19 protein-coding genes are annotated in these 21,926 nt (G+C 61.4%); 15 read left to right on the top strand and 4 right to left on the bottom strand.

Going from position 1 to position 21,926, the window contains the following annotated elements:
* Positions 1 to 214: 214 nt before the first annotated feature.
* The 6 genes from OH720_RS16595 (at position 215) to OH720_RS16570 (ending at position 5,609) form a co-directional block, all read left to right on the top strand.
* The gene (locus OH720_RS16595; protein ID WP_272602050.1) at positions 215 to 2,896 is read left to right on the top strand and encodes a LuxR C-terminal-related transcriptional regulator; all 2,682 of its coding nucleotides are present in this window, start codon (positions 215 to 217) and stop codon (positions 2,894 to 2,896) included.
* 115 nt (positions 2,897 to 3,011) lie between these two features.
* Positions 3,012 to 4,067 carry an RHS repeat-associated core domain-containing protein gene (locus OH720_RS16590; protein WP_272602049.1) on the top strand — a complete coding sequence of 352 codons (1,056 nt, stop codon included), beginning with the start codon at positions 3,012 to 3,014 and terminating at the stop codon, positions 4,065 to 4,067.
* Positions 4,045 to 4,278 (top strand): helix-turn-helix transcriptional regulator, encoded by a 234-nt coding sequence (locus tag OH720_RS16585; RefSeq protein ID WP_272602048.1) that lies wholly within the window; start codon positions 4,045 to 4,047, stop codon positions 4,276 to 4,278. The genes OH720_RS16590 and OH720_RS16585 overlap by 23 nt, the downstream gene beginning before the upstream one ends.
* Before the next feature lie 390 nt (positions 4,279 to 4,668).
* Positions 4,669 to 5,028: a DUF6124 family protein gene (locus OH720_RS16580; protein WP_272602047.1), complete on the top strand. Its 360-nt coding sequence runs from the start codon at positions 4,669 to 4,671 to the stop codon at positions 5,026 to 5,028.
* Positions 5,029 to 5,048: 20 nt separating this feature from the next.
* Positions 5,049 to 5,234 (top strand): hypothetical protein, encoded by a 186-nt coding sequence (locus tag OH720_RS16575; protein ID WP_272602046.1) that lies wholly within the window; start codon positions 5,049 to 5,051, stop codon positions 5,232 to 5,234.
* A 93-nt stretch (positions 5,235 to 5,327) separates the two neighbouring features.
* A complete protein-coding gene (locus OH720_RS16570; RefSeq protein ID WP_272602045.1) occupies positions 5,328 to 5,609 on the top strand; it encodes a type II toxin-antitoxin system Phd/YefM family antitoxin in 282 nt (93 codons plus the stop codon).
* Positions 5,610 to 5,840: 231 nt separating this feature from the next.
* Here OH720_RS16570 and OH720_RS16565 read toward each other — a convergent pair whose 3' ends face one another.
* Both OH720_RS16565 and gfa read right to left on the bottom strand, forming a co-directional pair.
* Entirely contained in the window at positions 5,841 to 7,172 is a 1,332-nt protein-coding gene (locus tag OH720_RS16565; RefSeq protein WP_272602044.1) for a DUF1214 domain-containing protein, read from the bottom strand.
* 140 nt (positions 7,173 to 7,312) lie between these two features.
* A complete protein-coding gene (gfa, locus tag OH720_RS16560; protein ID WP_272602043.1) occupies positions 7,313 to 7,891 on the bottom strand; it encodes an S-(hydroxymethyl)glutathione synthase in 579 nt (192 codons plus the stop codon).
* Between the two features lie 149 nt (positions 7,892 to 8,040).
* Here gfa and parS point away from each other — a divergent pair, with 149 nt between their 5' ends.
* The 7 genes from parS to OH720_RS16525 all read left to right on the top strand — a co-directional run bounded on the left by parS (position 8,041) and on the right by OH720_RS16525 (position 16,350).
* Complete coding sequence (gene parS / locus OH720_RS16555; RefSeq protein ID WP_272602042.1) at positions 8,041 to 8,616, top strand: type II RES/Xre toxin-antitoxin system antitoxin; 576 nt, start codon at positions 8,041 to 8,043, stop codon at positions 8,614 to 8,616.
* A complete protein-coding gene (locus OH720_RS16550) occupies positions 8,616 to 9,113 on the top strand; it encodes an RES family NAD+ phosphorylase (RefSeq protein ID WP_272602041.1) in 498 nt (165 codons plus the stop codon). The genes parS and OH720_RS16550 overlap by 1 nt, the downstream gene beginning before the upstream one ends.
* A gap of 149 nt (positions 9,114 to 9,262) precedes the next feature.
* Entirely contained in the window at positions 9,263 to 10,408 is a 1,146-nt protein-coding gene (locus OH720_RS16545) for an acyl-CoA dehydrogenase family protein (RefSeq protein WP_272602040.1), read from the top strand.
* 44 nt (positions 10,409 to 10,452) lie between these two features.
* Positions 10,453 to 11,595 carry an acyl-CoA dehydrogenase family protein gene (locus OH720_RS16540; RefSeq protein WP_272606465.1) on the top strand — a complete coding sequence of 381 codons (1,143 nt, stop codon included), beginning with the start codon at positions 10,453 to 10,455 and terminating at the stop codon, positions 11,593 to 11,595.
* Positions 11,596 to 11,617: 22 nt separating this feature from the next.
* Entirely contained in the window at positions 11,618 to 13,435 is a 1,818-nt protein-coding gene (locus OH720_RS16535; protein WP_272602039.1) for an SDR family oxidoreductase, read from the top strand.
* Positions 13,436 to 13,499: 64 nt separating this feature from the next.
* Positions 13,500 to 14,579: a thiolase C-terminal domain-containing protein gene (locus OH720_RS16530; RefSeq protein ID WP_272602038.1), complete on the top strand. Its 1,080-nt coding sequence runs from the start codon at positions 13,500 to 13,502 to the stop codon at positions 14,577 to 14,579.
* A gap of 73 nt (positions 14,580 to 14,652) precedes the next feature.
* Complete coding sequence (locus OH720_RS16525) at positions 14,653 to 16,350, top strand: AMP-binding protein (protein ID WP_272602037.1); 1,698 nt, start codon at positions 14,653 to 14,655, stop codon at positions 16,348 to 16,350.
* Positions 16,351 to 16,635: 285 nt separating this feature from the next.
* Here the strand turns inward: OH720_RS16525 and OH720_RS16520 are convergent, their stop codons facing one another.
* Together OH720_RS16520 and OH720_RS16515 are read right to left on the bottom strand one after the other, a co-directional pair.
* Positions 16,636 to 18,006, bottom strand: coding sequence for a DUF1329 domain-containing protein (locus tag OH720_RS16520; RefSeq protein WP_272602036.1), 1,371 nt, complete (start codon positions 18,004 to 18,006; stop codon positions 16,636 to 16,638).
* A gap of 25 nt (positions 18,007 to 18,031) precedes the next feature.
* Positions 18,032 to 19,900 carry a DUF1302 domain-containing protein gene (locus OH720_RS16515; RefSeq protein WP_272606464.1) on the bottom strand — a complete coding sequence of 623 codons (1,869 nt, stop codon included), beginning with the start codon at positions 19,898 to 19,900 and terminating at the stop codon, positions 18,032 to 18,034.
* Between the two features lie 323 nt (positions 19,901 to 20,223).
* Here OH720_RS16515 and OH720_RS16510 point away from each other — a divergent pair, with 323 nt between their 5' ends.
* Both OH720_RS16510 and OH720_RS16505 read left to right on the top strand, forming a co-directional pair.
* A complete protein-coding gene (locus OH720_RS16510) occupies positions 20,224 to 21,411 on the top strand; it encodes a lipid-transfer protein (protein ID WP_180204274.1) in 1,188 nt (395 codons plus the stop codon).
* A gap of 68 nt (positions 21,412 to 21,479) precedes the next feature.
* Positions 21,480 to 21,920: a MaoC family dehydratase N-terminal domain-containing protein gene (locus OH720_RS16505; protein WP_272602035.1), complete on the top strand. Its 441-nt coding sequence runs from the start codon at positions 21,480 to 21,482 to the stop codon at positions 21,918 to 21,920.
* Positions 21,921 to 21,926: the final 6 nt, after the last annotated feature.

Below are 21,926 nucleotides of genomic sequence, written 5' to 3'. Positions count from 1 at the left end.
CTCCTACAGGGTAGCCCCCCCTCGATTGTGGGGGGTGGGCTGTCTGTTTTCCCCGCCACAATCCTGCGCGCAACCATGACACTCGCTGTCTTTTAGCGGTGTTCGGGTCAATAATCCGCCAATCGCCAGAACGTGGCCACACCTCGCCGGTCCGTCGTACAGCGCGCGCCACGCTGTTGCGGATGATTTGGCGGGATCGGAGACCAGGCAGGACATGCATACCGACAAGCTGCTCGTATCGACGAAATTCGCTCCACCGCGCATTGGTACCCAGACCATCCTGCGCGAACGCCTGCTCGAGGATTTGCGCGGCATGGCGCAATGCCGCGTGGGCCTGGTGACCGGCAGCCCTGGTTTCGGCAAGACCACGCTGCTGGCCCAGTGGCGACAGGTGATGATGCGTTCCGGGGCGGAGGTCGCCTGGCTGGCGCTGAGCGCCGATGACAAGCACGTGCCGATTTTCTTCGCCTATCTACGCGGCGCGTTGCAGCGTCTGGGCATCGTCCTGGACAGCGGCGTTCCGCTGGAAGGGGCGCGACCGGAGTTCATCGACGAGGTGGTGGCGACCATCGTCGAAGGGGCCGCCAGCATCAACAAAGAGTTGTTCCTGGTGATCGATGACTACCAGCACGTCAGCGACCCGCGCTCCCACCAGCTCATGCAAAAGCTGCTGGACCACAGCCCCGAGAACCTGCACTTCGTCATCTCGTCCCGGGTCGGCCCGCCGCTGAGTTTCAGCCGGCTGCGCCTGAGCGGGCAGTTGCTGGAACTCGATTGCGCCGCCTTGCCGTTCGATCTGGCCGAATCCCGCGCGTTTCTCGAACAGAGCCTGGCCGCCTTGAAGCTCAGCCCGGAAGAATTCCATCAGATCCACGAACTCACCAGTGGTTGGCCAGCCACGTTGCAGCTGGTGATCATCCTGCTGCGCAGCGACCCGGACTCGCGCGGTGCCTTGCGCGAAATGGGCTGGCGTTCCGACGACCTGCAGAGCTACCTGGCCGAAGACGTCATGGCCCATCTGCCGCCCGAGTTGGCGCAGTTCATGGAAAGCGTGAGTATTTGCCGGCGCTTCAACGCCTCCCTGGCGCAAGCGATTACCGGCGTCAACTCGGCGCAAGCCATGCTCAAGCGGCTGGATGAAGAAAACCTGCTGATCTTTCGCGTCGAAGCCGATGACCGTCAACCCTGGTACCGCTTTCACGCGCTGTTCGGCGATTTCCTCGCCACGCGGCTCGCTCGTCGCGACAGCGCAGCGCTGACCGAACTGCATAACCGGGCCGCCCGCTGGTTCGCCGAGCGCAAGCTGCTCGCCGAAGCGGTACGCCATGCCACCCTGGCGGGCGACCTGGACTTCGCCGCGCAACTGATCGAACGGGCCGCCCCGGCCACCTGGAGCCTGAGTCAGCTCAGCCCGCTGCTGCGCCTGCTCGACCGCTTGCCACAGGACATCCTGTTTTCCCGGCCGCGCCTGTTCTTTCTCGGTTGCCTGGCCTATGCACTCACGGCCCGCCCGGCCAAGGCCGAGGTCTGGCTGGAGCAATTCCATCGCAGTGGTGCGGCTCAGCACGCTGACGTCGCCTATCGACTGCCCTTGGTGCAGGCGGCCATCGAAGTTCAGCGTGATCGCACCGAGCCAATCATTGGCTTGCTCAAGGATTTCCAGGCGTTGCCGGATGACTATTCCGTGACACGCTTCGGCGCGCCGGCGCTGCTGACCATCGCTTATCTGGCGGCGGGGCGGATCGAGGAAGCGCTGCAGTGCCTGGATGACAACCCCATCCCCGAAGCCGAGCGCAATGGCGAGATGGCACTGGTGGCCGAAGGCGCCCGGACCCTGTGTTACCTGCAGGCCGGCCAGATGCGCGAGGCCGAGCGGATCGGTTCGGCACAGCTGGCCCGCGCGGTGTCGGTGCACGGGCACCGTGCCGCCAGTGCCTATCTGGGGGCTGCCACGCTGGCCGAGGTCTACCGCGAGGTGGACCGAACCGACGAAGCGCGGGAAATCCTCGCCAACCGCAATGGCCTGCTGCAATGGGCCATGCCCGACACCATGCTGCGTGCAACGATCTGCCGGGCACGCCTGGACCTGCTGCAGGACAGCGCCGCCGTGGCCATGGCCTTTCTGGAACGCCAGGAACGCCACTTTCGCACCATCAACCAGGACCGTGCCCTTTCGCACTGCCTGGCCGAGCAGGCCCGCATCGCCTTGCTGGAGAACAACAAGGATCTGGCCGCCGACCGGGTCGCCAAACTGCAGGTACTGGCTGAAAAACACCGAGAGTCCCCAGGCTTCCAGGCAGACATCCCGGCGATCGCGGCGCTGGCGCAAGCGCGCCTGCTGCTGGCCACCAATTACCCGGACAAAGCCCTCGCAGCCCTGGCCATCCTGGGCACCTACGCGAAAAAATTCAGCCGCGGGCAATTGCTGGTCACCGGCCAGTTGCTCCAGGCGTGCGCAAAAGGCGACCTCCTGCAGCCGGAACAGGCGCAAGCCCACTTGCTGGAAGCCTTGTCCCTGGGCCGCCGCCTGGGGCTGGTGCGCACCTTCCTCGACGAAGGTGAGGTGCTGCGCAAGATGCTCGTGGCACTTTCGAGCAAGCCGCTGGCCAGTGAGGATGAGGCTTACTTAAGAGGGCTGCTTGAGCGCTTCGGTCCTGGAAGCGTCGGTCGCTCCAGCGAGTCAGCGGCCAATGGCGCCTCTTCCATGCTCACGCCACGGGAGCTGGCCATCCTGGAACTGATCAGCCAGGCGATGGCCAACAAACGCGTGGCCCTGACACTGAACATCTCGCTGGAGACGGTGAAGTGGAACCTGAAAAACATCTACGCCAAGCTGGGGGTTTCGAGTCGCTATGACGCGGTGTCGTGGGCGCGAAAGAATGGGTTGATTGAGTGATTCCTACAGGCTTGTTTCACAGACAGAACACTAGCAGTTCTGCTAGTAGGCAGCGCTGGCCAATTGCGCGAGAGTAGTAGCCTGAATCGACGGACCTTTCAGGGAGCTCGTCCCCATGCAAACGAACCACGAAACCCTGCTCTGCCGTTACCACTACGACCCACTGGATCGCCTGTCTGTTTGCACGCCAGCGGAGCAGGCAAGCACCGGGCGCTTCTATCAGAAAAGCCGCCTGGCCACCGAGATCCAGGACCTGGTGCAGCATTCAATCTTTCAATTCGACGATCAACTGTTGGCACAGCACCAGCGTCAGGGCGGCACCGTAGCAACAACCTTGCTCATCACCGATCAACAACGCTCGGTGTTGAACGCGCTCGATACAACGCTGCCTCTTTCCCGCGCCTACACGCCTTACGGCCACCGCCATGTGGGAAACGGCCTACTCAGCCTGCTCGGTTTCAACGGCGAACGGCCGGATCCGGTGACAGGGCATTATCATTTGGGTAATGGCTACCGCCAATTCAACCCCGTGTTGATGCGGTTCAACAGCCCGGACAGTTGGAGTCCATTTGGGAAGGGGGGAATCAATGCTTATGCCTATTGTACAGGAGACCCAATTAACAGGACGGATCCAACAGGGCACTTAGTAAAAACACTCCTGAAAGAGCTGCAGGGGAATCTCGATCCAACCGAACTTTGGAATTCGTTATATGCAGTGAAAAATGATTTTCATGGCACTAAAGCAATACGGGCGGCGGCAGATTTGGAGGGCGCGGATCCTAAGCAGTTTCTACTCAATAAAGCCATCAATAACATGGTGAACGAATCAAGAAATACCCTAGGCGAGTTAAAAAATAAAATTAGTACGTCAGTCGGTATTGAAGGAGTGATTGGGGAAATTTCAGAGGCCGCAGTAAGTACAAAAAAATTCCTAGGAGTTAGTACTCAATTACGAGGCTTCCCTGATTTTTTGAACAAGCGGATGAGGGATAAGCTGAGTTGGTGGGGCGGAGAACTCGAGGTCAGACTTAAAGAAACTAAGAAAATAGCTGCTGATAGAGTCAGGCTTTTACGGGATATTGAACTTGAGTCCCCATCTCCTTTTAGGATAGTGGATCCTTTGGCGTCTCAACAACCAGATGGCGCCCGTGACAAAATCCGAAAGTCATGAATATCCACCTGCAGCAACAATTGATTGTGTGCTGGATAAACAGCGCAACCTTCAACGCTTTTACTGCAATAGCCAACAAACCCGTGCCCCAGACATTAACATCTCGCTGGAAACGGTGAAGTGGAACCTGAAAAACATCTACGCCAAGCTGGGGGTTTCGAGTCGCTATGACGCGGTGTCGTGGGCGCGCAAGAATGGGTTGATCGAGTGAGGGTGAAACTGCATAGTTGGGCGCTGTTTAAACACGCTCAAGATTGCTTGTTTAACCGCCCTACAGCTTACTTCCTGAAAGCTACAAGACCTTGCGCCGTTGCCTACGGGTACGCCAGAATCCGCCGGCTTGTGCGCCTTGGGGCTGCTCGGTAACTTTGTTCGGGTCACTGATTGTCAGTGATCGGGTTTAGTCGCCCGGGTGGATATTTAGAGAGTTGCACAAGCTCATCAGTCAGGTAGTTCGATGCCTGCGCTCGATGGTGGCTGTGCGCAGGGCGCCTTCGGGCGCGCCGGCTTTGCTAGATTCCCCGGTCGACTAACCTGCGCACAGCTGCCTCCCTCCCGTTTAGTCGCAGGAGGGGTGGCACCCAATCTGGAAACCTAGCTTATGTTCAAGGTCACACCCAATCCCCCGGACACCGATCCCGCATCCCCCTACGAACCCGACTCAAACAAACTCAACAAGGCCGCCGAACGCGCCCTCGATTACCACTTCCCCTCGACCGCCGACATCAAGGCCACGCCGCGAACACCCAGCACGCTGTTTACCGTCGACCCAAAAGCCACGAGCGAAACCCTGATGGTTTACCTGGTCGAGACACTGGCCTCGGTCGATGTGATGGTGCACAAGTTGGTCGATCATCTGGACGGTGGGGCACGCAATGCGCTGTTGGGCATTTCCAACAGCGTGATGCTCGCGGAAATCACGGCGAATCGGGTGTTGGATCAGATTGATCCGCCTGACTAGCTCACACAGGAACCTGCAGCATGCCCCCACAACCTACCCGGCAAGCCGACATTGAGCAGTTGCACCGTGAAATGGCTGAGCTTGCCGAAATAATGGACAGACCAGCCCCCTCAATGGCACGCGCTTTTCTGTTGCCTTTCTGCATCGGTGCTGCGTTCGCCCTTACGGTCTTTATCGTCGTCGTACTGGAGGCCCGCCTGGGTTAATCCAACGTCCCCTCACTCAGCTGGGTGGGGGGGGCACTGACACCTACTGAAATCAAACCTCCAATATTCATTAATCATCGAGGCATTGAGCGTATGAGTGCACCCCAAGGCCGGGCTGAGCAGGCAGTGTGCGCTGCGCAAATGGCCCAAGACTTCAGCGCGAAGTTGAAAGAGGTCACTAGCGGCGATGTAACACATTTGGTGATTTTGAAGGACAACGAGCCGGCGGCCGTGCTGATAGGTGCCAGCGCTTATCAAGCCCTGCAGGATGAACTGAACGACCTTCGTGCCGACCTTTTGGCCATTGAGCGGCTGCTCACCTTGGATGAACAAAACACTGCGAGCCTGGAGGACATGGAGGCACACCTCAGGTAGACGATCACTACGGGGATAAATCCCCTCGCCACAAATTGCTCAGTGTTGCTGGATCCTAAGCGCGAACCACCAGCGCAGCGAAGAAAGGGAGCATTGCGTGGACGCGCCATTCACTTCACCCGCTGGGGTTTCGCCGGGTCAGTCTATCCCCGGTTTCAATTTGGTAACCAACCCTTGTAGGGGGGGATGGGCAAGCCACCCTGAAGTCCGGAGTGGCCGTCCGTAGGGTGATCAGGAATGCTTGATCACCGGCGGGAAGTATTCGCCGGTGGTCGCCCCACCCTTGGCCCCATAGAAGCGGAAGATCAGGCGATAGTTCTGCCCCGGCGAGGTGGGCAGCCAGTTGCCGTCGGCGACGTCCTGCGGTTTTGTGGGGGCGAAGTGCAGGGTCAGGGAGCCGTCCTTGTTGTACGTCAGCGGCGAGTGACTGTTGATCGCAAAGCGGTTCTGCGCATTGGGCAGGACGCGGAAGTTCCGGGAATCCGTTGCAGTAATCGACCAGTAGTAATTCACCATCGACGCTGGCAGTTGGGAGGCGGGGAAGGTCACCGAATAGCTTTGCGCGCTCTCCAGCGGTTTGCTGTTCTCGTCCAGCCAGCCCCGGTAATAGACCACTTCCTGCTGGGTGTTGGCCCAGATACCGCCAAAGTTCACCAGGGTGCGGGTCAGGTAGTCACTGCCGTAGGTGCCGGAGGTGGCGGGGCGACCCCAGCCATTTTGGGCAATACCGTGGCCCATCAAGGGTGAAGCCTTGGCAAGATCGGCGAAGGTATGGGTGCGGATCGACTGGTCGATGCGCGCCCGTTCCAAAGGCTCGGCGACGGCGGCGGCGATGGCGCGGACCTTGGCTTGCAACGGTTCCATCCCGGGGTTCAGGTCAGGCTCCTGCAGCGCCTCGGTGGCAGAATCGAACGCTTCCACCCCCGGCAATTGCTGCCCCGGGAAAACCAGGGTCTGCGCAATGTTCGGCAGTTGTGGCGAGCCGGTCGGGCGCATCTTGAAGGCGTGCTGCAAGCGCTCGGCCTCGCTCCAGTCGCTGCCCAGCTCCACGCGCGTCAGCACCCGTGCTGTACGTGCCGCAAGGTCGACTCGCTGGGTGTTGGCAGGCAACTTGACCTTGGAACCTTGCAGGCAGGCCGCGAACTCGCCATGCGGATGCTCGGGGAACACACGTTCGTTGATGTTGGCCAGCGTTTCGCCCCAACCGTTTAAAAATTGCACGGTGTAGTAGCGGCCACGGATCTCGGGCACCGAAATCAGCGTACAGCTGTTCTCGTCCACCGCCACCCAGGCTTCGGAGTAAGCCACGTCCACGTTGGGGTTGGGCCAATCCACCGCGCCGGGCTGGTGATGGCTCAAGGTGTTCCACTGCATGCCAGCCTTGAAGTCCAACTGCTGCTGACGAGCCACCAGCAAACGGCTGTACAGGTAGATATAGGCGTCACTGATAGCCTGGTCGGTGATAACGGGGGTGGTTTGCGCAAGCGCGACCGGCACTTGTAAACAGGCCGTCATCAGCCAGGCAGCGGTCGCGGCCCGTGTGAAAGGTAAACGCAAGGACATGAAGTTCTCCGTCGAATGCAGTCGAAATGACCTCAGGGTCATGGCCAGTTAGCCTGCATCCGACTTATTGCGCCCCCCCTCTTTTGGAGTGGTGGTCATCCGGGCTGCGGTCCGGTCAAGAAACCGCCACGGCCGACCGATCAGGCCTCGCGAAGCAGCCCTTTCTTTTTCGCCACATGCGTGGCCATTGCATCCATCAGGTCCGGGGACAGGCAGTCGTAGGGCTCAAGGCCGAGCGAACGCAGGCGCTCACGGATAGCCGGCATCTGCGCGGGCGGTGTGCCGGTTTCGATGATGGAAGACACGAACGCGGCGAAGCCCGGCGCAGCCCATCCGCTCTGGGGAGAGAGCTCGGTGTGGACGAAGTCCAGGCCGTAGAACGGATGATCCTTGTTCTCGATGCGCCCGAAGAGATGGGCGTGGCACTGCTTGCAGGCGTGACGCTGGATGGTGGCGGCTTCGTCGACAATCGCCAGCTTTTCCCCGTGTGCAGTCACGCTGACTTTATCCCGGGGAACCACGGCGATGACGGCGAATATCGCGCCTTGCGGTTTCCAGCATTTGCTGCAGCCGCAGGCGTGGTTATGCAGGGTTTGTGCGTCGATCCGGACCTCGACCTTGTCGCTCGCGCACAGGCATTGCAAGGTGCCACCGGTGAAGTTCGCGGCGGCGGGTTGGATACCGTTGTCCAGTGCAGGGTGAAGTTTCAAGGTGGCCATGCTGGCTCCTCCTTTAACAGGCTGCCCCCAGATGAATGCCCCCAGATAAAGAATAGCGCGCCATTCGAAGTGTTCCTCTGTGTTGGATTAGGTGTTTCTGCCATCTGGCACTATAGTTAATGCCAGATGTCAGAGTGACGGAGGTTGCCATGAGCGCCAGGACGAAAGATGTTGTAGTCGATGAGGTTGCCAAAGATGCCAGCCGAGAAAGAAAGGTCAAGCCACGCCCCCCTAAGGTTAGTGCCAATGTCCTGACTTATGGCGAGCATACGGCGGGGGTGGCAATGGCGCGCTCGAGCCGCGTGCCCCCTATGGTTGCGGTCTTGCTTTCTGGAAAAGCCAGCGATGATCGCATGGACATCTACAGGGCCGTTAAACACGGTTTCCCGCTGCAGTTGGTGCTGGACATGATCGAAAACAGCGCGGTGTATAAACAAAGCGGTGTGTTGTCGAAGATCGTTGGCACCTCTGACCGTACGCTTGCGCGGCGGTTGAAAACGCCCAATGAAGCGTTGACCCCGGAGCAAAGCACGCGCGCGCTCAATTATGCCGAGGTCCTGGAAAAGGCCACGGATGTGCTGGGTTCGCGTGAGCTTGCCGAGCAGTGGATGGTCAAGCCTGCGCGGGGCCTGGATGGTGAGACACCTATCGACCTGATTTCAAATTCAGTCGGGTATGAGTTGGTGACTGACTTTCTGACGCGTATCGAGTATGGGGTCTATTGATGGCGAAAGACCCGTTGAGCGGTGAGATTCATTTCTGGCGCCTTGATCCTGCTGAACATGCCGCCACCTGGAATTCGGGCGTGGGGGCGGAAAAGGTGGGGGGGCGCTGGAACCCCAAAGGCATGGCCACCGTTTATGCAGCCCTGGATGCTTCTACGGCCATCCTTGAAGTGGCGGTGCATAAGGGTTTCGAGGCGCTGGATTGCAAGCCCCATTGTCTGACGCAGGTCCTCGTGCTCGACCGGTCGAAGATCTTTGTGGTGCAGCCTCAAAGCATTGCCAATGCCAATTGGCTGGTACCGGGTACCCCAAGCCGCAGCCAGCAACAATTCGGTGCTGACTTGTTGCGCCAGCATCCATTCGTGCTGGTCCCTTCCAGTGTTTCGCCGCATAGCTGGAATTTGCTGATGAACCCGCAACGCGCTCTCGGGTTGTACGAGTTGGTGTTGCAGGAACCTTTCGCCCTTGATGGGCGCCTTAACAAGCCGTTGCCCTGAAAACGGTTCTGCCCACTCTCCCTGAGTTCAGCTAGCGTTGCTCTCAATCCCCCCCTCCCCGAGGGGGCGTATCGGCGATACCTGCTCCTATGATCGATCCAGAGCCCCTTCAAAGGTGGCCGACCGACGACCGAAGGAGAGAATCACCGATGATACCGCGCAGCCTGTTTGACCATGAGCACGAGGCGTTTCGCAGCAGCGTGCGGCGCTTCCTGGCTCAGGAATGTGCTCCCTGCCTCGAACAGTGGGAAACAGACCATCGGGTCCCGCGGTCCATCTGGGAGCGGGCCGGGGCGCTGGGCATGCTCAATGCCACCACGCCCGAAGCCTATGGCGGGCTGGGGCTGGATCGGCGTTTCTCGATGATCGCCACCGAGGAAATCTACCGCGCGGGCCAGGCATCGGGACTGATCGGTTTCGGCGTGCATGACATCGTCGCCGGCTACCTGGTGAATTTCGGCAGCGAACAGCAAAAGCACACCTGGCTGCCGAAGATGGCGGCAGGCCAGGCCATCGGCGCGGTGGCGATGACCGAGCCCGATACCGGCTCGGACCTGCAAGCGGTCAAGACCCGCGCCGTGCTGGACGGTGATGAGTACGTCATCAATGGCGCCAAGACGTTCATCTCCAACGGCACCAACTGCGACCTGGTGGTGGTCGTCGCCAAGACCGGCAACACCGGCAAGGGCGCCCAGGACATCTCGCTGATCCTGGTCGAAGCCGACCGTGCGGGCTTCAGCCGATCCCAGCCATTGCGCAAGGTCGGCCTGCACGCCCAGGACACCACCATGCTGTTCTTCGACAACGTCCGGGTGCCCAGGGAAAACCTGCTGGGCGACGTGGCGGGGCAGGGCTTCATCCAGTTGATGAAGGAGTTGGCCTGGGAACGGCTGTCCATCGCCATCAGCAGCGTCGCCGGCGCCGAGGCGGTGCTCGACAGCACGCTCGAGTACACCAAGGGCCGCAACGTATTCGGCAAGCCGATCTTCGCCTTCCAGAACACCCGCTTCAAGTTGGCCGACCTGAAGATGCAATTGGCGGTGTCGCAGAACTACGTCGACCGCTGCATGGAGCAATGCCTGGCCCGCACCCTCAGCCCTGAAGCGGCAGCCTCGGCCAAATTGTGGTGCTCGGACCTCTACACCAAGGTCGTGGACGAATGCGTCCAGCTGCATGGCGGCAACGGCTACATGCTCGAGTACCCGGTTGCGCGGCACTACCTCGATCACCGCGTCCTGCGTATTGCCGGCGGCGCCAACGACATCATGAAAGATCTGGTCGGGCGCACGCTCTGATCCAGGTTGCAGACTCAGGATAAAGAGAAATGCCCATGGAATACCTGATACCCCGTACCTTGTTCAGCACTGAGCACGATGAATTTCGACGCGCCTGCCGGCGCTTCCTGGAGCAGCAAGTCAACCCGTTCCATGCCCAGTGGGAGAAAGACAAATGCGTGCCCCGTGAGGTCTGGCGCATGGCCGGCGAGATGGGAATGCTGCTGCCGTCGATGCCGGAGGAATATGGCGGGCCCGGTGCCGATCGCCTGTTCGACATGGTGTTTGCAGAAGAATTCATGCATGCCGGCGCCTCGGGCCTGATCGGCTTCGGCGTGCACGGCCTGGTGGCCAACTACATCCTCAACTACGGCACCGAGGCGCAGAAGCAGGCCTGGTTGCCGAAAATGATTGCAGGTACCGCCGTGGGCGCCATCGCCATGACCGAACCCAACACCGGTTCGGACCTGCAGGCGGTGCGCACCCGCGCCAGGGCCGAAGGTGACGAGCTCGTCATCAACGGTTCCAAGACGTTCATCTCCAATGGTGCGTCCTGCGACCTGGCGCTGGTGGTCTGCAAGACCGGTGACAGCGGCAAGGGCGCCCAGGACATCTCGCTGGTCATCGTCGAGAAAGAACGCGAAGGCTTCAGTCGCTCGCAGCCGCTGGAAAAGATCGGCCTGCACGCCCAGGACACCAGCATGCTGTTCTTCGACGATTGCCGCGTACCGGCCGAAAACGTGCTCGGCGGCGTGCAGGGGCAGGGCTTCTACCAGCTCATGCATGACCTGGCGTGGGAACGGATCATCGGCGCCGTCGGGTTTCAGTGCCAGGCGGAAGCGGCGCTGGATCACACCATCGAGTACACCCGTACGCGCATGGTTTTCGGCAAGCCGGTGCTGGACTTCCAGAACTCGCGTTTCACCCTGGCGCAACTCAAGACCGAAATACAGATCGGCCGTTCATGGATCGACAGCTGCATGGCCTTGCTGCTGCGCGGCGAACTGACCGCCGAAGCGGCCGCGGTGGCCAAGTACTGGACCGCGGAGCTCAGCAGCCGCGTGGTCGATGCGTGCCTGCAACTGCATGGCGGCAATGGCTACATGACCGAATACCCGATTGCCCGGTTGTACCTCGATACCCGTGGCAACCGGATCTGGGGCGGTACCAACGAAATCATGAAAGAAATCATCGCTCGCACGTTGTGAGCGCGATCATAGGAGAGCAAACGTGTCTCAAGAAATTCGCTTTGACGGCAAAGTTGCCATTGTCACCGGCGCCGGCAACGGCCTGGGACGCGCCCACGCCTTGCTGCTGGGTTCCCGCGGGGCCAGGGTGGTGGTCAATGACCTGGGCGTGAGCACCGAAGGCCTGGGCAGTTCAAGCGCTGCGGCCGATGAAGTGGTTGCGCAAATCCGCGCCATGGGTGGCGAGGCTGTCGCCGACTACAACTCGGTGACCGAAGGCGAGAAAATCGTCGCCACCGCGCTCGAGGTGTTCGGCACGGTCGACATCCTGATCAACAACGCCGGCGTGTTGCGCGACAGTTCGTTCCACAAGATGACCGAAGAACAGTGGGACCTGATCCAGGAAGTTCACGTCAAGGGCGCCTTCCGCCTGACCCACGCCGTGTGGCCGATCATGCGTGAAAAAGGCTATGGCCGCATCATCATGACCGCCTCCGGCGCTGGCATTTTCGGCAACTTTGGCCAGTGCAACTATTCCACCGCCAAGTCGGGCCTGATCGGCTTCGCCAACTCGCTGGCCATCGAAGGCGCGAGCAAGAACATCCGGGTCAACACCATTGCCCCGGTCGCCGCTTCGCGCATGGTGATCGCCAGCGGGTTGTTCCCCCAGGAGTTGCACGACAAGGTCAAGGTCGAAGACTGCGCGCCGCTGGTGGGTTGGCTGTGCAGCGAGGACTGCACAGACACCGGTGGCCTGTTCGAGGTCGGCGGTGGCTTCCATGCGAAATACCGTTGGGAGCGCTCCCACGGCCGGTTCCTGCACACCAATACCCTGAGCCCGGAACTGGTGCGCGATAACTGGTCGCGCATCACCCGGTTCGATGAGCGCAGCGTTCATCACACCGATGGCGCCGACGGCCTCAAGGAGCTGTTCACCCGCATGGAGTCCCCCGCAAAAGGTGGCAATGCGTTCGTTGACATGGAAGTGGCCGCCAACGCGGTCTCCCACCTGGAAACAGAATACGACCAGAATGATGCCGCGCTCTACGCCCTGGCCGTTGGCGCCGCCAAGGACCCGTTGGACCGCGATGAATTGAAGTACGTCAACGAGTTCCTCGGCGACGAGTTCCGCGTACTGCCGACCATGGCCGTGCTGCCGGCGACCGAAGTGTTCCTGCGTGCCGCCAAGTCCGGCGAGCCACAGCTGGAAGGCCTGAACGTGCCCTTCGCCAAGGGCCTGCATGGCGAGCAATACACCGTGATGTATCGCCCATTGCCGCCCAAGGCCAAGCTCAAGCACAGCATGCGCTTGAAGTCGGCGATCGACAAAGGCAAGAGTACCGTGACCATCCTGGCCATCGAGACCACCGACGAGCACGGCACGCCGCTGTTCTACAACGAAGTGACGGGCTTCTACCCTGGCGTACCGGGTGCAGGCCTGCAACGTGTGCCCAGCGAAGAGATCAACGTGGCGCCGGAACGTGAACCCGATGCGGTGCTGGCGGACCAGACCGAAGTCAACCAGGCGCTGCTGTATCGCTTGTGCGGCGACTGGAACCCGATGCACATCGATCCGGACTACGCCGCCAAGGCCGGCTACGAGAAACCGTTCCTGCATGGCCTGTGCACTTTCGGCTACCTCGGTCGCCACGTGATCAAGGCGTTCTGCGGCAACGATTCGCGTCTGTTCAAGAGCGTGCGCGCGCGCTTCGCTTCCATTGTGATGCCGGGCGATACCCTGGAAACCCGCATGTGGCGTGAGTCGCCGACGCGCATCATCGTCGAGATGCGTGCGGTCGAGCGTGACGTTGTCGTATTGAAAAATGGTGCGGTCGAATTGTTCGAATCCGTACCGGCCTGATTGCCGGGCCACCTGCCGCTTCCATGAACGGGAGGCGGCAGTTTTTCTATTTCAGGAGAGCACGATGCAACGTTGCGTCAATGTGATTGGCGTAGGTATGTCGCCCTTCAGCCCGGCCGCGCTGGGCCCCGATCCGCCCTTGCTGATCGGCGCTACGATAAGACAGGCGCTCACCGACGCTAGTTTGTGCGCGCGCGATATCGCGGAGGTCCATGCCGTGACGGGCGCGATGGATGGCGCGGCCTTGCAGCGTGCTCTGCAAGCGGTGGGGCTTGCGCAGGTGCCGCTCCGCCACTTTGCGCCGGGTGGCGCTGATGGCAGTGCGTTGTTCGCACGCGCTTGCCAGGCCATCCTGCTTGGGCACGCGGAAAGCATTCTGGTGCTGGGTATCGAGGGGGCGCCTGCGGCTACTCTCGGCTATGAGCATCTGGGCGCCACGGCGCAGGCGTACATGGCGCGCTACCAGACTCGACGAGAAACCTTTGCCATGATCGCCGTCAAGGCGCGCCAGCATGCGGCGCTCGATAGCATGCTGACGCTGGACCAGGTGTTGCAGGCGCAGATGATCGCCGATCCACTCACCCATCCGCAGGTAGCCTGGGCCAGCTCAGGCGTGGCAGCGGTGTTGCTGTGTTCCGGTGAGTTTGCCAGGCGCCACGGCCACGACGCGCTGGTTCAAGTCGCCGCCCAGGCCTGTGTATCCCCGCAGCAATTGAACGGACTGGATCTGGGGGCAACCTTCGCCGGCGTCAACTATGAGGTCAACGTCGCCGCCGCCCGGGAGCTGTATGAGCAAGCGGGCAGGGGACCGCAGGACATTGCCGTCTGCGAACTGCACGACCTCAGCACCGTCAGCGAGTTGTTACTCTATGAAGCGCTGGGTTTCTGCGCCGAAGGCGACGGTGAGAAACTGGTCGAAGACGGCGATAATACCTACGGCGGCAATCTGGTGATCAATCCTTGCGGGGGCTTGCTGACATTGGGTCATGCCTCGGCAGCAAGCGCTCTGGCGCAATGCATAGAGCTGGTGCAGCAGCTGCGTGGCAGCGCTGGGCGACGCCAGGTGGCCGATGTGCAACTGGCCCTGCAGCATCAGGTGGGTGACGACGGCACGGTGACCACGACCCTTTTCCAGCGCGGGTGAAGCGCCGAAACCGGCCACGAACAGAACAATTTCAATGGGTGGAACACCTTCCTTCAAAAATGCAGGATCTGTCATGAACAACAACAATAAGCACCCGACACTGTTGCATCGCTTCCTTCACTGGGAGCACAGCACGCCAGATGCCATCTACCTGACCCAGCCCTTGCCCGATGGCAGCGTTCAAGACTACAGCTGGCGTGAAGTGGGCGACCAGGCGCGGCGCATGGCCGCTCACCTGCAAAGCCTGGGCTTGCCGGCGAAGTCTTCGATTGGTATCTACGGCAAGAACACCGCCCACTGGATCATCGCCGACCTGGCGATCTGGATGGCCGGGCACGTCAGCGTCCCGCTGTACACCACCGCCAACAGCGACACGGTGCGCTACGTGCTGGAGCATGCGCAGATACGCCTGCTGTTTGTCGGTCGTCTTGAAGGTGACGCGGCGGGTTGGAACGCAGTGTGTGCCTCGATTCCCGCCGATTTGCCGCTGATCGATTTGCCCATGTCCGGCTGCGGCCAGGGTGAATCCTGGGATCAGGTCATCGCCCGTACCGCGCCACTGCAAGCGGTGGTCGAAGCGGTGCCAGGCGAACTCGCCACCATCATCTATACCTCGGGCAGCACCGGCGACCCCAAGGGCGTGATGCACAGCTTCGGCGCCATGTACGCCGCACCGGCGGTGACCGGTTGCATGTACGACAATGGCAAGGGCACGAGCACCAGCGATCGGCTGCTGTCCTACCTGCCCCTGGCCCATACCGCCGAACGGGCGGTTGTGGAAGCGGTGTCGCTGTACAGCGGTTGCCGGGTGTTCTTCAACCTGGGGCTGGAAACCTTCAGCGACGACCTGCGCCGCGCGCGCCCGACGATCTTCCTGTCCATGCCGCGGCTGTGGGGCAAGTTCTACCAGGGCATCAACGAACGGATCGATCCTGCCCGCCAGGCTACCGTCTTCGCCGATCCGGTGGAAGGAAAGCTGATGAAGGCGCAGATCCTCTCGGCCCTTGGGCTTGACCAGGTGCATACCGGGCTGTCCGGTTCTGCGCCGTTGCCGGTCAAGGTGATGGAGTGGTACCGCGAGCTGGGCCTTGAGCTGCTGGAAGGCTATGGCATGTCGGAGAACTTCGGCACCTCGCACTTCAGCCTGCCGGGCCAGGTGCGGGTCGGCTACGTGGGTGCGGCGATCCCGGGGGTCGAATGCCGTATCGGTGACAACAACGAAATCCTGGTGAAGAGCCCGGCGCAGATGCTGGGCTATTACAAGCAACCTGACCTGACCGCTGAGAGCTACACCGCCGACGGACTGTTCTGCACCGGTGACCGTGGCGAACTGGATGAGCAAGGGCGCCTGCGGATCACAGGAAGGGTCAAGGAATTGTTCAAGACCGCCAAGGGCAAGTACGTCGCGCCTGTGCCGATCGAAGCCAAACTGGGCAATCATCCGCGTGTCGAGGCATCCTGCGTCACCGGGGTTGGCCTGGCGCAACCGCTGGCCTTGCTTAACGTTTCCCCCGATACCCGCGCCGCGCTCGCCACGGCCGAGGGTCGTGACAAGGCGGCCACTGAGCTCGAGGTTTTCCTGGCCGAAGTCAATGCCCAGTTCGAGTCGCATGAACAACTGGGGTGCCTGGTGGTGGTGGCTGAACCCTGGACCGTCACCAATGCGCTGCTGACACCGACCCTGAAGATCCGCCGCAGCCTGATCGAGGAGCGGTATCAGGGGCAGATCGAAGGGTGGGGTGCGAGCCGCTGCAAGGTTGTTTTCGAGTAGAGTCTCGTTGCGATGTGAGAAAGCCGGCCTTTGGGTCGGCTTTTTTTTAACTGGCGAGTATGGGGGCAGTGCGTCAGTGGCCAGCGATGTTGAATGTGCCGGCCTCATCGCGAGCAGGCTCGCTCCCACAGTGAGTCTGCAGCGGATACAACATCTGTGTACGGCCACAAATCCCCTGTAGGAGCGAGCCTGCTCGCGATGGCGGCGTGTCAGTCGCCAATGATGTTGTGCCAAACGCAAAACGCCCCGCAAGCGGGGCGTCTGTTCATCCACTGTTGCTAGAGGTCAGCGAATACCCGCGTTACGCAACGCCGCCGGTGTGAAGTCCGCCAGTTTGGTGCGGGCGCCGTATTGCGGTGCCGATTTCGCCTCGTTGCTCATGGTTGCCACGATGTAGCGGCCGACAAGCAGGTCGTAGAACCCCTGGGCGGCCGGTGCATTCAAGCCTTTTTCGTAGTTGTTGTAGGTGTAGTTTTCACCCACGCGCCACAGTTGGCCGCGGCCGTCGTAATGGTCCACCTCGGACAATACCCAGGTGTCTTCATCGAAATACATGTCGCGCTTGGCGTAGATATGCCGTTCGCCAGCCTTCAATGTCGCCTGCACGTGCCACACCCGATGCAGCTCGTAGCGGGTCAGGTCCTGGTTGATGTGGCCAGGCTTGATGATGTCCGCGTACTTGAGGCTTGGCGACTGCAGCTTGTAGTTGTTGTAGGGAATGTACATCTCCTTCTTGCCGATCAGTTTCCAGTCATAGCGGTCCGGCGAGCCGTTCATCATGTCGGCGTTGTCGGAAGTGCGCATGCCGTCCGAGGCCAGGCCCGGCGCATCGTAGGCTAGTTGTGGCGCGCGGCGTACACGGCGTTGCCCGGCGTTGTAGGTCCAGGCCTTGCGCGGCTCGGTGACCTGGTCGATGGTTTCATGGGCCATGGACACCGTGCCGGCCAGGCGCGCTGGCGCATCTACCGCGAAAATGTAGTAATAGAGGATGTTCTTCTCGGCCTGCAGATCCACGCCATCCATGTATTGCGGGAAGCTGTTCTGGTCGTGCGTCTCGACGACGGTGTAGTCACCGTTGACCTGCGGCACCGCCTGGACCGACCAGCGCTCGACGTTCTCGCCACGAAAACGCGTTACGAAGTTCCAGTAGACCTCGACGCCACTCTTGGGGATCGGGAAGGCGTAGTAACGCGAATCGGCGAAGTTGCCCAGGCCAGTGCCTTCATTGACCAACTGCACATTGACCGCGCTTTTCTTCGCGGCAGCGTAAATGCCCACAGGCGCCGCCGCGGTACGGTGAGTGGGATAGACCGGAATTTTGTAAGTGTCCGGGTAGCGCTGGAACATGGCGAGCTGGCCGGGTGTCAGCTTGTCCTTGTACTGCTGGGCATTGGCCGCGGTGATGGTGAACAGCGGCTTCTCGTTCTTGAACGGGTCGCCCAGGAATCCCTTGGCGTCCACCGGTGCCGCGCCGGGCTTGAGACCGCCATCCCAGGCGGGAATGCTCTTGTCGGCGTTGCCTTCCTTTTGCGCGCCCAGTGGCGTCAGGGTCGTGCCCAGTTTTGCCGCTTCCTGTTCGCTGACGGCGGCCATGACGCCGCTGGCCAGCAGGGAGAGCGCCAGGCCTGCGCAGGTGATGATCTTGCTTGCTTTCATGGATGTACCCTCTGTCTGTTGCGGCTCAGAAGTTGACGCCGAAGCTGAGCGAGACGAAGTCCCGGTCGGTGGTGGTGTTGAATTGGCCGCCAAAGAAGTCCGTGTAGCTCAGGCTTGCGGTGTAGGTGGAGAGGTAGTCGGCATCCACGCCGACGCTTACAGCCTTGGCGCCTTCCTCGAAGTTCGGGCCCCAGCCGTCCACGTCATGGGACCAGGCCAGGTTCGGCGAGAGGTTGATGCCGGCGATGACGTTGGTGTAGTCCAGCTTGGCGCGCATCCGGTAACCCCAGGAATCGGTGGTGTAGAAACCGTGGCTGTTGCACTCCTTCTGCGGGTTGGTCGCGGTGGCGCAGACACTCGCGTTCTGGGTACCGGGGAATTCACCGGCGCCATACACGGGGCTGCGGCCAAACCGGACATCGGTGCCATCGGCCGAGCCCAGGCCATTGATGCGGTTGTAGCCGACTTCACCGACCAGGGTCAGGCGGCTGGCCCCCAGCACTTGGTCGAAGAACTGCGTGGCCGTCACTTGCGCCTGCATCACCGGCATCCGTTTGTAGCCAGGCAAGTCACCGCCCAATGCCTGGGCGGTTTCACCGGAGGTGAAGACCGGTGAGGTCTGGGTGGTGAAATTGGTATCGGTGGATTGAATGGCCGCCAGGTTCAGGTCGGCGGTGTTGATTTGCAGGGGCATGTTGGGGCGGTAGCTCAGTTCGCCACCGACGGAGGTCTCGCCCAGGGTGGTCTGGAAGCTCAGCCCGTACAGGCGGATGTCCTCCGGATAATCGACGAAGTAGCGCGCGGCGCGTACCCGGTCGAACTGGTTCTGGGCCACACCAAGCGCCCGTGCGGCAGGGGGCAGGGCGCCCACCTGGGCCGCCGTGATCGGCGCCACGGTGGTTTGCTTGAAGCTCAGGTAAGGGTTGCGGCTGTGGTAGTTCATGGCATAGAAGCCGAATTCGGTGTCGTGCAGGTCGGGGGCGAACCAGCGCAAGGCGATACCGTACTGGCCACTGTCGCGCGGGTCGTTGTCCTTGAGGCGAGGCATGTAAACGTCGTCTACCACACGCCCACTGAGAATCTGCGCGGCGCTCGCGGTGTTGCGGGCCACACCCGGGGCGAGGTCGGGACCGGCGAACACCAGGCGATCGTTGCAGCCCTGGGGCAGTGGATCGGAGCCGAAGAAGGTGCCGCAGTTATCGACCACCGAATTGGCCCACTGGATCTGGTAGAAACCCTCGACGGTGAGGTTCTCCGCCAGGCCCTGGGACAGGTAGAGCATGTTGACCGGGATCAGGCCTTCCTTCACTTCGGCACCGGGGCGGCGCAGGGCGGCGACGTCGACCGGGTTGATGCTGTTGATCGAGTTGCCGATGAAGGTGCTCTCGCCCCAGCTCACCACCTGTTTACCCAGGCGCACGTTGCCCGGCAGGTCGCCCAGGTTGTAGTTGTGGTAGATGAAGGCGTCGAGGAACTCGGCCCCGGAAGACTTGGCCAGGTCATCGCGGCCGCTGTCGTCGATGTCGTAGAACCGGCGGTGCTCGTCCTTCAGTTCGAAGTCATACCAATACTTGCCGCGCACGAAGACGCCGCTGTCGCCGTACTTCAATTCAAGGTCATGCACACCCTTGAAGATCTTCGAGAAGGTTTCACCCTTCTTGAAGTTCTGCCGGTTGTCATCCGCCGTGCGAGTGGCCGATTCACCGCGCAGGCCAAGGGTGTTGGCGGCGTTGATGAACTTGGGGTCCGGCCCGCGTACGGCCCAGCTGGAACCGATGGAAAGGGATGAATCGAACTGACCTTCGATTTCGCCGATCTGGAAGTCGACGGCGTTGGCACCGGCGCACGACCCGAGGCCCACGGCCAGGGCCAGCAGGTGAGGGCGAAACTCGATGGGAAGCGTGGTGCTGGACCACTGGCGTCGGGCGCTCTTATGTCTTGCGAAAGTCACGTGTTGGTTACCCCTCTGATCTTGTTGTTCTGGTGTACCGCCACGCAACGCTAACCTCGCCGCCCTTTGCGCCTCCCCCTCGAGTGGGGGGGGATCCCCCTCCATTGGTCGCGCCCCCCGATGGCCTTGCGCATGGCTGCGAAGCCCCCTCCACCGGAGGGGGTATGGGGGCGTGCGGTGTACGTGACCATCGGTCGACGGTTTGCTGCGCTCGCTCCAGGCTGGGGCGTGCGGCACAGGCCTGATAACTGACCTTGGAGAAAGTGATGTCCCAGAAAGTAATTGTTGCCGGTGTCGGCATGATCCCGTTTGCCAAGCCCGGCCAGAGCGGTACCTACATCGAAATGGGCGCGCAAGCCATTCGCCAGGCACTGCAGGATGCCGGCCTGGACTACCGCAAGGTGCAGCAGGCTTACGCCGGTTATGTGTACGGCGACTCCACCAGCGGCCAGTCGGCGCTCTACGAGGTGGGCCTGACCGGTATTCCGGTAATCAACGTCAACAACAACTGCGGCAGCGGATCTTCGGCGCTCTACCTGGCGCGCCAGGCCGTGGAAAGCGGCGCCGTGGATTGCGCCCTGGCGTTTGGTTTTGAGCAGATGCAGCCCGGCGCCCTGAAATCCCATTGGCTTGACCGTCCGATCACCTACGGCAAGGGCCATGAAGTGGCCGACGCGATCTTCCCTGAAGGCCGTGAAATGCCGGACGCCCTGAAATTCTTCGGTGGTGCGGGCAAAGAGCACATGGAGAAATACGGCACGAAGATGGAGACCTTCGCCGCCATCCGCGCCAAGGCCAGCCGCCATGGCGCGAACAACCCGTTGTCGGTGTTCAAGAAGGTAGTGACAACCGAAGAAGTCATGGCCGACCAGGTGATTTTCCCGGGTGTCATGACCCGCCTGATGGCATGCCCGCCGACCTGCGGCGGTGCGGCAACCATCCTCGTGTCTGAGCGCTTCGCCCGGCAACACGGCTTGCGTACCGATGTGTGCATCCTGGCCCAGTCCCTGGTCACCGACCAGCCGCAAGCCTTCGAGCCGCCGTCGCTGATCAGCATCGTCGGCGTCGGCATGACCCGTCAGGCGTCGACCGAGGTGTACGAGAAGGCCGGTGTCGGCCCGGAAGACATCCGCATCTGCGAGCTGCACGACTGCTTCGCCCACAACGAGCTGCTGACCTACGAAGGCCTGGGTTTCTGTCCGGAAGGCGGCGCCGAAAAATTCGTCATGGACGGCGACAACACCTACGGCGGGCAAGTGGTGATCAACCCGTCGGGCGGCCTGCTGTCCAAAGGTCACCCGCTGGGCGCCACCGGACTGGCCCAATGCTACGAGCTGACCCATCAGCTGCGCGGCACCGCCGACAAGCGCCAGGTGGACAATATCCAGCACGCCTTGCAGCACAACCTGGGCCTTGGCGGCGCGGGCATCGTGACGCTGTTCGGCCGCGGTTGACGACACGGCGCGCCTGTTGCGGACGCGCCCTTTTTTTGACTGAAAAGACACACGGAGGACTGCGTGACATGCCAGACAAGAGTCTGATCGGGCGCTCATTGGGCGTGACCACTTGCGAAGTGGAAAAGGGCCGCCTGCGCTTTTTCGCCAAGGCCATCGGCGAAACCGACCCGGTGTACACCGATGAAGACGCCGCCCGCCAAGCCGGGCACCGCTCATTGCCGGTACCGCCCAGTTTCCTGATGTGCCTGGAAGCCGAAGGGCGTGACAGCGACCATATCGTCCAGGACATTTTCGGCTTCGACCTGGGGCGCATCCTGCATGCCGAACAGGGTTTCGATTATCACGGCCTGGCCTACGCCGGCGACGTGCTCACTTTTGATACCCGGGTGGTGGACGTCTACGAGAAGAAGGGCGGGGCGCTGACTTTCGTGGTGCAACAGACCCGCGTCACCAACCAGGAAGGTCAGCACATCGCTGATATCCGCTCGTCACTCGTGCAGCGCTGAGGAGCC

Source organism: Pseudomonas sp. WJP1 (assembly GCF_028471945.1).
Lineage (GTDB): Bacteria > Pseudomonadota > Gammaproteobacteria > Pseudomonadales > Pseudomonadaceae > Aquipseudomonas.
This window is presented reverse-complemented; position numbering and strand designations above follow the sequence as displayed.

Bases quoted from the DNA above. Each gene is read 5' to 3' on its own strand.
- OH720_RS16580 (WP_272602047.1), top strand. From the start codon at position 4,669: ATGTTCAAGGTCACACCCAATCCCCCGGACACCGATCCCGCATCCCCC.
- OH720_RS16590 (WP_272602049.1), top strand. From the start codon at position 3,012: ATGCAAACGAACCACGAAACCCTGCTCTGCCGTTACCACTACGACCCA.
- OH720_RS16545 (WP_272602040.1), top strand. From the start codon at position 9,263: ATGATACCGCGCAGCCTGTTTGACCATGAGCACGAGGCGTTTCGCAGC.
- OH720_RS16505 (WP_272602035.1), top strand. From the start codon at position 21,480: ATGCCAGACAAGAGTCTGATCGGGCGCTCATTGGGCGTGACCACTTGC.
- OH720_RS16550 (WP_272602041.1), top strand. From the start codon at position 8,616: ATGGCGAAAGACCCGTTGAGCGGTGAGATTCATTTCTGGCGCCTTGAT.
- gfa (WP_272602043.1), bottom strand. From the start codon at position 7,891: ATGGCCACCTTGAAACTTCACCCTGCACTGGACAACGGTATCCAACCC.
- OH720_RS16565 (WP_272602044.1), bottom strand. From the start codon at position 7,172: ATGTCCTTGCGTTTACCTTTCACACGGGCCGCGACCGCTGCCTGGCTG.
- OH720_RS16570 (WP_272602045.1), top strand. From the start codon at position 5,328: ATGAGTGCACCCCAAGGCCGGGCTGAGCAGGCAGTGTGCGCTGCGCAA.
- OH720_RS16575 (WP_272602046.1), top strand. From the start codon at position 5,049: ATGCCCCCACAACCTACCCGGCAAGCCGACATTGAGCAGTTGCACCGT.
- OH720_RS16510 (WP_180204274.1), top strand. From the start codon at position 20,224: ATGTCCCAGAAAGTAATTGTTGCCGGTGTCGGCATGATCCCGTTTGCC.
- OH720_RS16530 (WP_272602038.1), top strand. From the start codon at position 13,500: ATGCAACGTTGCGTCAATGTGATTGGCGTAGGTATGTCGCCCTTCAGC.
- OH720_RS16525 (WP_272602037.1), top strand. From the start codon at position 14,653: ATGAACAACAACAATAAGCACCCGACACTGTTGCATCGCTTCCTTCAC.
- OH720_RS16595 (WP_272602050.1), top strand. From the start codon at position 215: ATGCATACCGACAAGCTGCTCGTATCGACGAAATTCGCTCCACCGCGC.
- parS (WP_272602042.1), top strand. From the start codon at position 8,041: ATGAGCGCCAGGACGAAAGATGTTGTAGTCGATGAGGTTGCCAAAGAT.
- OH720_RS16520 (WP_272602036.1), bottom strand. From the start codon at position 18,006: ATGAAAGCAAGCAAGATCATCACCTGCGCAGGCCTGGCGCTCTCCCTG.